The sequence below is a fragment of the Pseudoalteromonas sp. 2CM28B genome (assembly GCF_023161935.1).
The window spans coordinates 113,817-126,299 of sequence record NZ_JALNTH010000004.1 but is presented as its reverse complement, the minus strand read 5'-3'; the positions used below and the strand labels follow the sequence as shown (position 1 = coordinate 126,299).

Below are 12,483 nucleotides of genomic sequence, written 5' to 3'. Positions count from 1 at the left end.
GTTATGATTTTAGGAAAACAATCATGAGAGAATTTTCTCGCACTGATCGTGTTGCTCAGCAAATTCAAAAAGAAATTGCTGTAATTTTACAACGCGAAATTAAAGATCCGCGCTTAGGCATGGTGACAGTGTCTGCGGTAGAAGTATCGCGCGATTTATCTTACGCAAAAGTTTTTATTACGGTGTTTAATACCGAAGATGAAAACAAAGCAAAAGAAAGCGCAAAAATACTTAACGAAGCAACGGGCTATATCCGCTCGTTACTGGGTAAGCGTATTCGTGCTCGTATAATGCCTGAGCTTAAATTTGTAGTAGATAACTCACTAATGGAAGGGATGCGTATCTCTAACTTAGTGGACTCGGTTATTCGCGAAGATAACGCTAAACATGTTGATGATGAAACTGATAGCGAAGAAGGCACTAAAGACTAATGGCAAGACGCAGTAAAGGCCGTCCGATTGATGGTATTTTGTTGTTAAACAAACCTCAAGGCATTTCATCGAACAAAGCCCTACAGCAAGCTAAAGGTATTTATTTTGCCCAAAAAGCTGGCCATACCGGTGCGCTAGACCCACTGGCCACTGGCATGCTGCCTATTTGCTTTGGTGAAGCGACCAAGTTTACCCAATTTTTGCTCGATACAGATAAAACCTATGTGGTAAGAGCAAAGCTAGGTGAGCGCACAACGACCTCTGATTCAGATGGCGAAGTGGTTGAAACCCGTGATGTAAACGTTACCACTGAACAGTTAGCCGCAGAAATTGAAAAGTTTTTAGGCGAGTCAGATCAGTATCCATCAATGTACTCAGCGCTTAAATATGAAGGTAAGCCTTTATATAAATACGCGCGTGAGGGCATTGAAGTACCGCGTAAATGCCGAAAAATAAACGTGTTTAGCTTAACGCTTGATGAGTTTGATGAAGCAAACAACGAAGTACAAATGACCGCCCATGTATCTAAAGGGACCTACATTCGTACCATTGTTGATGATTTAGGCGAAAACCTAGGCTGTGGCGCACATGTTATTATGCTGCATCGCTCAGCGGTTGGCCATTACCCTAAAGATAAAATGGTATCGCTTGAGCACCTTGAAACCTTGTTAGCTAAGGCTAAAGAAGAAGAGGTTGCCCCTTCTACATACCTTGATGAATTACTATTGCCAATGGATAGTGCATTGGTTGATTTACCCGTTGTAGAAATTAGCAAAGAGCAGGGTGTTTCGTTTAGCCATGGCCAAGCAGTCGTATTAGGCATTGATTTACCCGGCGGGGCAATTAAAGTCCTGGCCGATGGTGTGTTTATTGGTACCGGTGAGCGCAACCCTGACGGGCATTTAAAATCAAAGCGTGGCTTGTCTAATCAGCAACCCGAGTAAACTTTAACTTGTAGTTATTCTCATAGTTGGTAGAATACGCCCGCTTAATCGTTTTGGCTGAATTAGTGATCGGCTAAAGCACCTATTAAATTTAACTTTTGGAGTTATTATGTCACTAAGCAATCAAGAAAAAATCGATATCATTGCTAAATTTGCACGTGCTGAAGGCGACACTGGTTCACCTGAAGTACAAGTAGCTTTACTTACTTTTGATATCAACAAGCTTCAAGGTCACTTTGCTGACCACAAGCATGACTTCCACTCACGTCGTGGTCTGCTTCGTAAAGTAAGTACTCGCCGTAAATTGCTTGATTACCTTAAAGGTAAAGATATCTCGCGTTATACTGCGTTAATCCAAGAGCTTGGCCTACGTCGCTAAGAACTTGATTACGAGAAAAGGAGCTTTATAGCTCCTTTTTTTGTGCCTAAATTTAACGCTTCACACCCCATCGTTAACTTAACCTCCCTTTAATATAAATAACACCAACCTTGTGCTAGCACTTAACAATTAAGGGTAGGCAACGCTTGCAACCACTGCGTTAAAATTATCTTTAAGAACAATTTAATAGCGAATTATTCACCTAGCTATCTAAAGGTTTTTAATAGCTAAAAATTACACGCTTAACTAAACGCCTTTCTATAAAACAATTAAAAAATAATGTGGCAAAAGCGATTACGTTTTATCTTTGGGTAGGCTCGCAATTTTACGTCGCTTTGGTATATACTATGCGCGTAGATAAATAGGTTATCTGCAGTCATTAAAAATTTTGCCAATTGTAGTACTTAATTGATTTCCAACTGAATACAATTATGTACTGTAATTGGCCCTTTTAATGACACTTATTAATGAAATATAAAAACATTTAAGGAATATTTTAAGTGCAAGCAATTATTAAAGAATTTCAACTAGGTCAACACACAGTTACCCTAGAAACAGGTGCAATCGCACGTCAAGCAGACGGCGCAGTATTAGCAAGCATCGGCGACACGTCAGTATTAGTTACTGTAGTTGGTAAGCGTGAAGCTCAACCTGGTCAAGACTTTTTCCCACTAACAGTTAACTACCAAGAGCGTATGTACGCTGCGGGTCGTATCCCGGGTGGTTTCTTAAAGCGTGAAGGTCGTCCTAACGATGGCGAAACACTTATTGCACGTCTTATTGACCGTCCAATTCGTCCACTGTTCCCAAATGGTTTCGTAAACGAAGTACAAGTTATTGCAACCGTTGTATCTGTAAACCCTGAAATCCAACCAGATATGGTTGCGATGATTGGTACATCAGCAGCACTTGCTATCTCTGGTATCCCATTTAGCGGCCCAATTGGTGCGTCACGCGTTGGTTACATCAACGGTGAGTACGTACTTAACCCAACACTAAAAGAGCTTGAAGAAAGCCAACTTGATTTAGTAGTTGCAGGTACTGATAACGCAGTACTAATGGTTGAATCAGAAGCTGACGTACTAGCTGAAGACGTAATGCTAGGTGCGGTTGTATACGGCCATGAGCAATCTCAAGCTATTATCAACGCAATTAACGAATTTAAAGCAGAAGCGGGCAAGCCTACATGGGATTGGTCTGCACCTGAGAAAAACGTATCGCTTGAAGAAAAAGTAGCTGAACTTGCTGCTGATAAAGTAGGTGAAGCTTACCGTATTACCGATAAAGTAGCGCGTAAAGAAGCATTAACTGCAGCAAAAGACGCTGTAATTGAAGCGCTTACAAGCGAGCTTGCTGAAGATGAAACACTTGATAAGCAAGAAGTAGGTAAAGTATTTGGTTCTTTAGAGAAGAAAATTGTACGTGGCCGCATCACTGCTGGTGAAAAACGTATCGATGGTCGCGAACCAGACATGATCCGTGCACTAGACGTAATGACAGGTGTATTACCACGTACTCACGGTTCTGCAATTTTTACTCGTGGTGAAACTCAAGCATTAGTTACCGCTACACTTGGTACAGAACGTGATTCACAGTTAATCGATGATTTAACGGGTACTCACAAAAACCACTTCATGCTTAACTACAACTTCCCTCCATTCTGTGTAGGTGAAACTGGTTTTGTAGGTTCTCCTAAGCGTCGTGAAATTGGTCACGGTAACCTAGCTAAGCGTGGTATTTCTGCTGTAATGCCTACACTTACTGAGTTCCCTTACTCAATTCGTGTTGTATCTGAAATCACTGAATCTAACGGTTCGTCTTCAATGGCATCTGTTTGTGGTACGTCACTAGCACTTATGAACGCGGGTGTACCAATTAAAGCGTCTGTTGCGGGTATCGCGATGGGTCTTGTGAAAGAAGATGAGAAGTTTGTTGTTCTTTCAGATATCTTAGGTGATGAAGATCACTTAGGTGACATGGACTTTAAAGTAGCAGGTACTACTAACGGTATCACTGCACTACAAATGGATATCAAGATTGAAGGTATCACACAAGAAATCATGCAAATTGCGCTTAAACAAGCAAAAGCTGCACGTTTACACATTTTAGGTGTGATGGATGAAGCGATTTCTGCTCCTTCTGAAGAATTATCAATGTTTGCTCCTCGCATCTACACTATGCAAATTCCTGCTAAGAAGATTGCTGAAGTAATTGGTAAAGGTGGCGCTACAATCCGTCAACTTACTGAAGAGACAGGCACAACAATTGAAATTGAAGACGACGGTACAATTAAGATTGCTGCAACAGACGGTGAAAGCGCGCAAAACGCAATTACACGTATTGAGCAATTAACAGCAGAACTAGAAGTAGGTACTATCTACACTGGTAAAGTTGTACGTATTGTTGACTTTGGTGCGTTTGTAAACATTCTTCCTGGTAAAGATGGCCTAGTGCATATTTCTCAAATCAGCACAGAGCGTGTTAACAACGTAACTGACCACTTAAGTGAAGGTCAAGAAGTTAAAGTTAAAGTACTAGAAGTAGACCGCCAAGGCCGTGTACGTCTAAGCATTAAAGAAGCAATGGAATCAGCAGCACCTGCAGCTGATGAGTCGAAAGACGCATAATTGCTAAACTTTAACCCGTTAATATACGCGGGATAATAAAAAAGGGGCTGTTTAGCCCCTTTTTTTATGCTTTAATGAAACCTTATTAGACAAGGTCTGTCTTATTTTTATTGCGATATATCTTGGTATTAAGGATTTTAATGATACTCAAACATTTAGCTTTGGCATCTTTTGCTATTTTGTCTTTAAGCGCTTGCCAAACCACGACTGAATCAAAACCTACGCCGATTGTTAATGTGCCTTTTACTGCACCCCTTGCATCTGACTTTAGAAGTGAAATTGCGATTGCACGTTACTCTGAGCTATTAAATAGAGCCGATTTAAGTACTGAGCAACAAGCTAAGCTTTATTATGACCGTGGGGTATTATTTGATAGCTTAGGAATGACCACGTTATCGCGCATTGATTTTAACCGCGCTATAAAACTAAAGCCTGATTTAGCTGAGGTGTATAACTTTTTAGGTATTCAGCACACGTTAATGCAGCAATACGAAAAAGCGTATGAGTTTTTTGACTCAGCCCTTGAGCTTAATGAAGAGCATGAATACGCTTATTTAAACCGTGGCATTGCACTGTATTATGGTGAAAGAGCAAATCTAGCGCAAAGTGACTTTGATGAGTTTTTAGCGCGTTCACCCAACGATCCTTACCGTGTTTTATGGCTTTACCTTGCACAGTCGCAAGAGGATAAACAACAAGCATTAGCGGCTCTTAAAACAAATGCTGCAGCCCTTGATGAATCGCAATGGGCGTATCAGTTAATTTCGCTATATACCGGCGATATGAGTGAGCATACGTTTTTATCGGGTATTAGCGATGGCGTTAAGTCAGAGCAAGAATACGCACAGCGCTTGTGCGAGGCGTACTTTTATTTAGCCAAAATGCACCAAGCAGCCGGTGAGCAGTTTTTAGCTGCTGATTACTTTAGGTTGGCATTATCCACTAATGTGCATGAGTTTATTGAATACAAATATGCACGTTTAGAGCTTGAGCTTATGGCTGGTGCAGACGCTAGTTAAATACCCGTGTTATCTAATTGGTTTGCTTTTTAGCCTGCTTATTGCAGGCTCTAGCAACCAGTTAAGCAGCATTAGCTTTTGGCATGTACTTCACGCTCAGGCTAATCCTCTGCAAAGTTATTGGCAATTTCCCCGTTACTTTTCAAATAATATAGCGCATCTTCCCGAGCTGACCTTAGGCTTTTTAGCGCGTAAAAATATCCCATCAGCCCAGTACAATTATTCTTTAACGCTTATCAATACAAGCAAAAACGAGCAAGCAAAGTTATTTTGGCTACAAAGTATTGAGCATGTTGGGCACAACAAGCGCCAACAACTCGCGCATGCTCTTTTAAAGCAAGGTCGCTGGAATGACCTTCAACTATTGTTAGCTCAAAACTTACTGCCTAGAGGCGCGGCATTTAACCATTTAGCGCTGCACAAAGGGAGTGACTATGAGCAAGTTTCGCCTTCCTTTTTACATCAACTTGGTTTTGCAGCGTTAAATACACGCCCGCCGATTAACAATAGCTGTAGTTACAATGTGCTGCTATTGGGTGTAAATAGAGAAGCCTTGTTTAAGTTATCAAGTTTTGCCGCGCAGTATAATAAAAAACCTGAGCCGCAAAGCGGGGCGTATTGCTTAAGTAAACCGGTTTACGCTGGGGGCGCAATTGACTGCGCTACCACCTCGAACATGGCTAATTGCTTATGGCAAAACGCGCACTTAAAAGCGCAGTCTACTAACAGCTATGACTACACTGTAATTATGGGTACGAGCGGCAGCGCCAATGTAACAGGTAAAAAAATGCAGCTAAGTACCCAAGCAAACTATAATGTATTTTTGCATGAGCTAATGCACTTTAGTGGTTTTGAAGATGAATATACGCTGCCTATTTCTAAACAGCGCTGGTTGTGTAAGCGCCAAGGATACGTAGCCCCAAATTTATATATTTCGCAAGGTGAGGCTGCGCCAAATGGATGGCACAAAAGCTTAAGTTGCCAGCAAGGCGGCGTGGCATATAAGCCAACTAAGCAATGGTCAATTATGCAGTATCAACAACTAGGTTTATCAAAGCGGTACAGGGCTTTGTGGGTTGATCAAATCAATGCTGCTAAAACCGCTCAGCTTGATTAAATTTAAATCGATTAGGCTTGCTATCTATAGACAAAATGGCCGTTTATAAGTATAACTGTACGTATTAATGTCGTTTAAAAACAGACAGTAAAAGCATCTTTTCGTGATGTATAAAACGTAAGGATAAACTTATGATTATAAAAGGCCCTACATTATGACTTTGCTCTGGATACCTTTGTTATCCTTAATTGGCAGTGTTATTTCTTCATGCACCGGCAAACTATCCCGTACGCAAGCTGCAGCTGTCACTGTACTTGCCCCTTTAGCAGCATTAGGTATTACGCTATACCACACCCCCGCTATTTTAGCAGGTGAAACGATTCGTTATGCTGTAACGTGGATCCCCGCTGTTGGACTGGACTTATCATTTCGTCTTGATGGCTTGAGCTTACTGTTTATGTTTATGATTTTAGGCATAGGCATACTGGTAATTACCTACGCACGTTATTATCTGAGTAAAAACGACTCCTTAGCTAAGCTGTATAGTTACTTATTGCTGTTTATGACCGCAATGCTGGGCATTGTTATGTCTAACAATGTTATTCAGCTTTGGCTGTTTTGGGAACTGACCAGCATTAGCTCGTTTTTATTAATTAGCTATTGGTGGCATAAAACAGAAGCACGAAAGGGCGCTCGCATGGCGCTAGCTGTTACCGCTGCTGGTGGCTTAGCATTGCTGGCAGGTTTAATGTTAGTGGCCGATATAGTTGGCAGTTACGACCTAGATGTAATTTTAGCTAGCAAGGCAATTGTTCAATCACATGATTTATACGAAACAGCACTGGTATTAGTTTTGCTAGGTGCATTTACTAAATCGGCACAGTTTCCATTTCATTTTTGGCTACCTCACGCTATGGCAGCCCCAACCCCTGTTAGCGCGTATTTACACTCTGCGACTATGGTAAAAGCAGGTATATTTTTATTAGCGCGTTTTCACCCAGTACTTTCAGGTACAGATACTTGGTTTTTACTGGTTGGTTTAACCGGTTTAACAACGCTTTTATTTGGCGCTTATATCGCCTTATTTAAACACGATTTAAAGGGCCTGTTAGCGTACTCAACCATTAGCCATTTAGGGTTAATTACCCTGTTATTGGGCCTAGATACTGAGCTCTCTACTGTGGCGGCAATATTCCATATTATTAATCATGCCACGTTTAAAGCCTCGCTATTTATGGCAGCAGGTATAATTGACCATGAAACCGGCACTCGTGATATGCGTAAGCTTAATGGTATGTGGCGGTATTTACCGTATACGGCCACACTTGCCATGGTTGCGGCTGCTTCAATGGCGGGTGTGCCATTGCTTAACGGCTTTTTATCTAAAGAAATGTTTTTTGCCGAAACCTTACATCAGCAAGTGCTTGGCTCTATGTCGTGGTTAATCCCGGTGTTAGCCACTATTGCAGGGGCGTTATCGGTGGCTTATTCGTCGCGTTTTATTCACGATGTATTTTTTAATGGCGAGCCAATTGATTTACCACGCCAGCCGCATGAGGCTCCGCGTTACATGCGACTCCCTATTGAAGTATTGGTTGTGCTGTGTGTGCTGGTTGGTTTGTTCCCGCATTTTTCAGTCGATGGCATTTTATCTGCTGCGTCTTTGGCTGTACTTGGTCAAAAGGTACCAGAGTACGAACTGGCTATATGGCATGGTTTTAACTTACCGCTATTAATGAGCGCCATGGCGGTAGTGGGTGGTTTGTTTATTTATATAAATCGTAAATACCTATTTCAATTTCAAGCATCATTACCGCCACTTAATGCTAAAAAAACCTTTGAGCTAATTGTGCTTAAAGTTATTAATTGGTGCCAAAGCAGGGTAAACACTATCGAAAACGGCTCATTACAACGCTACATTTTTGTAATGCTGGCGGTGGTATTGTTATGTGCCGGTTGGCCATTATTTGAAATGCAACAATTAGCGGGCAGTATGCCGCGTATTCCGGTTGATGTGCATAACGCAATAGGTGCAGGCCTACTGATTATAGGTGCTTTTGCTACCGTTATTTGGCATCGCTCACGCGTAGTTGCGTTACTAATGATTTCTATTGTAGGGCTTATGGTGTCGGTGGCGTTTACGCGTTTTTCTGCGCCCGACTTAGCGCTTACGCAATTAACGGTAGAAGTAGCAACCGTTATTTTATTAATGTTGGCGTTGTTTTTCTTACCACAACATACGCCTAAAGAGTCTAGCTCATTACGAGTACTCAGAGATTTAGGGATAGCCTCAACATTAGGTGTTGTGGTGGCAAGTATATGTTATGCATTACTTACACGCCCACTCGAATCGATATCAGATTTTTTCATAGCCAATGCCAAAACAGGAGGTGGCGGTACCAATGTAGTAAACGTTATTTTGGTTGATTTTAGGGGCTTTGACACCCTAGGCGAAATAACCGTATTGGGTATTGCAGCGTTGGGTATATTTAAAGTGCTTTCTCGTATTCCATTGTTCATGCCAGCAAGTGATGGTGAAGGGCGCCCATGGGCACGCGAGCGCCACCCTATACTACTTGCCAGTATTTCGCATAGCTTATTACCGCTTGCATTATTAGTATCGGCTTATATTTTCTTACGTGGTCATAACTTACCTGGCGGCGGCTTTATTGCAGGGTTAGTAACATCAATTGCCTTTATATTGCAGTATATGGCTCATGGCTCAGCTTGGATAAGCGAGCGCTTTGCAGTCAACTACCGTAAAATTATTGCATCAGGTATCGGTATTGCCTTGTTTACTGGAGTCGGTAGCTGGTTCTTTGAACGGCCGTTTTTAACTACGTGGTTTGATTATTTCGATATTCCATTTATTGGCAAAACAGAACTTGCAAGCGCAATTGTGTTTGATTTAGGCGTTTATTTAACAGTGGTTGGAGCCACGTTAATGATATTAGCAAGCCTTGGCAACATGACAGCAGATACCCAGAAAAAAGAGGTAAACATTTAATGGAGCTATTGTACGCATCTTGCGTTGGTGTATTAGTTAGTTGTGGTGTGTTTTTACTGCTAAGGGCCCGTACGTTTCCGGTAGTGCTTGGCCTTACTATGATTTCCTATGCCGTTAACTTATTTTTGTTTTCTGCGGGTCGCTTAACCATAAATAAAGCAGTTGTGCTTGGTACAGGGGCTGAATATGCCGACCCTTTACCTCAAGCACTAGTACTTACTGCAATAGTGATAGGGTTTGCAATGACTGCGTTTGTGGTTATTTTAGCTATACGTGGTAGAGCCGATTTAGGAAGCGATCATGTTGATGGGCAAATCATCAAAAGCGCAGCCGATAGCAAGGAGCAAAAATGATTCAACATTTAACCTCTTTGCCTATTTTATTACCTATGTTGGCAGCGGTAATATTGCTTTTGCCACCCTGTGGTAAAAGTTTACGTATTCGCCGTATTGCCTCATCAATTATGGCGGTGATTACATTTATTGTTAGTGCATTGCTGTTAATCCATATATATAACAGTGGTATCAATGTATACGCTATTGGTAATTGGTCTGCTCCTTTTGGCATAGTGCTTGTTGCCGATATGCTTTCTACTTTATTGGTTGCACTTACATCCTTTTTAGGAATGGGAGTCATTTTATATGGCTGTGCCGGCGATGATGCAAAAGGAAACTTTTTTCATCCATTAGTTCATTTTTTAATATTAGGTGTTAATGGGGCATTTTTAACGGGTGACTTATTTAATGTATTTGTATTTTTTGAGGTGTTGTTGATTGCCTCATACTCACTACTTATGCATGCCGGAGATAAACAAAATACCCGTGCAGCGCTCCAATACGTCATATTAAATTTGGTTGGCTCGAGCGTATTTTTAATTGGTTTAGGTATTTTATACGGCGTACTGGGTACATTAAACATCGCTGATATGACGCAAAAAGTAGCCCTGTTAACGGGCGATGACGTCTATTTGGCGAAGGCCGGCGGCTTACTGCTGTTAGTTGTATTTGCTTTAAAAGCCGCATTGCTCCCTTTGCACTTGTGGCTACCAAATACTTATGCCAGTGCAAAGCCTGTGGTTGCCGCTTTATTTGCTATTATGACCAAGGTGGGTGTATACGCCATGTTGCGCGTTTATACCGTTATTTTTGGTGAGCAAGCCGGTGAGCTTGAACATATGGCGCAATCGTGGTTATGGGGCTTAGCCATTGCTACTATAGTGGTTGGTGCAATTGGCGTAATGGCTGCGCAAGATTTACGTAAGTTAACGGCAAATTTAGTTGTTGTATCAGTGGGCACGTTAGTCGCTCTAATTGCACTGCAAAACGTCACTGCAACAGCTGCACTGCTTTATTATTTAGTGCACTCCACATTAGTCAGCGCTGCACTATTTTTATTAGCTGATTTAATTGCCACACAAAGGGGCAAAGTAGGGGATAGACTGGTTGCCGGACGAGCCGTAAACCAACCTTACTTATTGGGAGCATGCTTTGTAATTGCTGCATTAACCGTAGTAGGTATGCCGCCGCTATCGGGGTTTGTTGGAAAAGTTTGGATCCTCAAAACAACCTTAAATAGCGAGCAAGCCTTACTATTTTGGCCTGTTTATTTAATTGCTAGCTTTGTTTTATTAGTTGCACTTTCTCGTGCTGGTACAAGTATGTTTTGGGAAAGAAAAGGCAATAAAACAGAAAGCGCCGAGGGCGAAAATGCTCACCCATTACAAGTGATGATAATTGTAGGGCTACTTGCGTGCTCACCTTTGTTAGTTGTTTTTGGCGGACCAATAAGTGAATACATGGTCAGTGCTGCTACGCAATTGCATGATATAAGTGGTGGCATTAATGCAGTTATGAAGGGAGGTGAGTAATGAGGTTACAAGCCCGTTATCGTTGGTTGCCAACGCCGTTTCGTAGTTTGTTTTTATTTTTAATTTGGTTGTTGCTTAATAATAGTGTATCCGCAGGGCATATAGTATTAGCTACGTTTTTTGCGATATTTATTCCGCTATTAAGTGTTTCATTACGTGATCCGCAACCTTTAATACTAAAACCAGGTTTGGCACTAAAACAATTGCTCATTGTACTTTACGATATAGTGGTTGCTAATTTACAGGTAGCCTTATTAATCATTGGTCCAGCTAAAAAGTTACGTCCTGCTTTTGTTAAAGTGCCTATAGATTTAATACACGATATGCCCATTACTATTCTTGCCAGTTGTGTATCTCTTACACCTGGTACAGTAAGTGCCGAGGTATATCCTATTCCTGAGTCACTAGACGAAGGCGAAAAGCCTAAACAGCGCTATTTACTTATACATGTGCTTGATTTAAAAGATGAAGAGGCACTTATTAAACAAATTAAACAGCGCTACGAAGCTCCCCTAAAGGAGATATTTCAATGTTAGATACTGTATTACTTATTGTATTTGCCATGATTGGTTTATCGTTACTGTTAAACCTATGGCGATTAATTATAGGCCCCTCAGTGCCTGATAGAGTTTTAGCCCTAGATACTATGTACATTAATGTTATCGCGTTAATTATTTTATACAGCATTAGTATGGGCACTGGTTTGTACTTTGAAGCCGCGTTATTAATCGCGATGCTTGGCTTTATAAGTACTGTTGCAGTATGTAAGTATTTACTACGCGGCGACTTAATTGAATAGGATATTATAATGATAAGCGAGTGGGTTGTATCAATATTACTACTTTTTGGTGGGCTATTTATTTTAATAGGGTCACTGGGCTTAATTAAATTACCTGATTTTTACATGCGCTTACACGGCCCTACTAAAGCAACAACACTGGGTATGGCCAGCATATTAATTGCTGCAATGGTATTTTTTGCAACGTCGGTGCACACCATAAGCGTAAAAGAGATTTTAATTACCGTGTTTTTATTAATTACTGCCCCTATTAGTGGGTATATGTTAATAAAATCAGCGATTCATCATAAGCTTAAAGCAAAAGAAGGCACAAAAGGGCTCGATAACGTAGAAGACGATTAGCCCCTGTGCAC

12 protein-coding genes are annotated in these 12,483 nt (G+C 41.2%); all 12 read left to right on the top strand.

Annotated features, from left to right (window positions below):
* Window positions 1-23 precede the first annotated feature (23 nt).
* The 12 genes from rbfA (at window position 24) to MTN96_RS07265 (ending at window position 12,472) form a co-directional block, all read left to right on the top strand.
* Window positions 24-431 (top strand): 30S ribosome-binding factor RbfA, encoded by a 408-nt coding sequence (gene rbfA / locus MTN96_RS07320; RefSeq protein ID WP_004585886.1) that lies wholly within the window; start codon window positions 24-26, stop codon window positions 429-431.
* Entirely contained in the window at window positions 431-1,375 is a 945-nt protein-coding gene (gene truB / locus MTN96_RS07315) for a tRNA pseudouridine(55) synthase TruB (protein WP_248531106.1), read from the top strand. Before rbfA ends, truB begins: the two co-directional genes overlap by 1 nt.
* 109 nt (window positions 1,376-1,484) lie before the next feature.
* The gene (rpsO, locus tag MTN96_RS07310; RefSeq protein ID WP_004585888.1) at window positions 1,485-1,754 is read left to right on the top strand and encodes a 30S ribosomal protein S15; all 270 of its coding nucleotides are present in this window, start codon (window positions 1,485-1,487) and stop codon (window positions 1,752-1,754) included.
* Window positions 1,755-2,254: 500 nt separating this feature from the next.
* Window positions 2,255-4,381 carry a polyribonucleotide nucleotidyltransferase gene (gene pnp / locus MTN96_RS07305; protein WP_004585889.1) on the top strand — a complete coding sequence of 709 codons (2,127 nt, stop codon included), beginning with the start codon at window positions 2,255-2,257 and terminating at the stop codon, window positions 4,379-4,381.
* A 140-nt stretch (window positions 4,382-4,521) separates the two neighbouring features.
* Entirely contained in the window at window positions 4,522-5,400 is an 879-nt protein-coding gene (nlpI, locus tag MTN96_RS07300) for a lipoprotein NlpI (protein WP_248531105.1), read from the top strand.
* Complete coding sequence (locus tag MTN96_RS07295) at window positions 5,384-6,517, top strand: hypothetical protein (RefSeq protein WP_248531104.1); 1,134 nt, start codon at window positions 5,384-5,386, stop codon at window positions 6,515-6,517. Before nlpI ends, MTN96_RS07295 begins: the two co-directional genes overlap by 17 nt.
* Before the next feature lie 154 nt (window positions 6,518-6,671).
* Window positions 6,672-9,464 carry a monovalent cation/H+ antiporter subunit A gene (locus tag MTN96_RS07290; RefSeq protein WP_248531103.1) on the top strand — a complete coding sequence of 931 codons (2,793 nt, stop codon included), beginning with the start codon at window positions 6,672-6,674 and terminating at the stop codon, window positions 9,462-9,464.
* Complete coding sequence (locus tag MTN96_RS07285) at window positions 9,464-9,817, top strand: Na+/H+ antiporter subunit C (RefSeq protein ID WP_004585893.1); 354 nt, start codon at window positions 9,464-9,466, stop codon at window positions 9,815-9,817. The genes MTN96_RS07290 and MTN96_RS07285 overlap by 1 nt, the downstream gene beginning before the upstream one ends.
* Window positions 9,814-11,331 (top strand): monovalent cation/H+ antiporter subunit D, encoded by a 1,518-nt coding sequence (locus MTN96_RS07280; protein WP_138684550.1) that lies wholly within the window; start codon window positions 9,814-9,816, stop codon window positions 11,329-11,331. The genes MTN96_RS07285 and MTN96_RS07280 overlap by 4 nt, the downstream gene beginning before the upstream one ends.
* The gene (locus MTN96_RS07275; protein WP_029772199.1) at window positions 11,331-11,867 is read left to right on the top strand and encodes a Na+/H+ antiporter subunit E; all 537 of its coding nucleotides are present in this window, start codon (window positions 11,331-11,333) and stop codon (window positions 11,865-11,867) included. Before MTN96_RS07280 ends, MTN96_RS07275 begins: the two co-directional genes overlap by 1 nt.
* Window positions 11,861-12,130 (top strand): K+/H+ antiporter subunit F, encoded by a 270-nt coding sequence (locus MTN96_RS07270; RefSeq protein ID WP_004585896.1) that lies wholly within the window; start codon window positions 11,861-11,863, stop codon window positions 12,128-12,130. Before MTN96_RS07275 ends, MTN96_RS07270 begins: the two co-directional genes overlap by 7 nt.
* A 9-nt stretch (window positions 12,131-12,139) precedes the next feature.
* A complete protein-coding gene (locus MTN96_RS07265) occupies window positions 12,140-12,472 on the top strand; it encodes a Na+/H+ antiporter subunit G (protein WP_004585897.1) in 333 nt (110 codons plus the stop codon).
* Window positions 12,473-12,483: the final 11 nt, after the last annotated feature.

Bases quoted from the DNA above. Each gene is read 5' to 3' on its own strand.
- MTN96_RS07290 (WP_248531103.1), top strand. From the start codon at position 6,672: ATGACTTTGCTCTGGATACCTTTGTTATCCTTAATTGGCAGTGTTATT.
- rpsO (WP_004585888.1), top strand. From the start codon at position 1,485: ATGTCACTAAGCAATCAAGAAAAAATCGATATCATTGCTAAATTTGCA.
- truB (WP_248531106.1), top strand. From the start codon at position 431: ATGGCAAGACGCAGTAAAGGCCGTCCGATTGATGGTATTTTGTTGTTA.
- MTN96_RS07285 (WP_004585893.1), top strand. From the start codon at position 9,464: ATGGAGCTATTGTACGCATCTTGCGTTGGTGTATTAGTTAGTTGTGGT.
- MTN96_RS07265 (WP_004585897.1), top strand. From the start codon at position 12,140: ATGATAAGCGAGTGGGTTGTATCAATATTACTACTTTTTGGTGGGCTA.
- MTN96_RS07275 (WP_029772199.1), top strand. From the start codon at position 11,331: ATGAGGTTACAAGCCCGTTATCGTTGGTTGCCAACGCCGTTTCGTAGT.
- MTN96_RS07280 (WP_138684550.1), top strand. From the start codon at position 9,814: ATGATTCAACATTTAACCTCTTTGCCTATTTTATTACCTATGTTGGCA.
- rbfA (WP_004585886.1), top strand. From the start codon at position 24: ATGAGAGAATTTTCTCGCACTGATCGTGTTGCTCAGCAAATTCAAAAA.
- nlpI (WP_248531105.1), top strand. From the start codon at position 4,522: ATGATACTCAAACATTTAGCTTTGGCATCTTTTGCTATTTTGTCTTTA.
- MTN96_RS07270 (WP_004585896.1), top strand. From the start codon at position 11,861: ATGTTAGATACTGTATTACTTATTGTATTTGCCATGATTGGTTTATCG.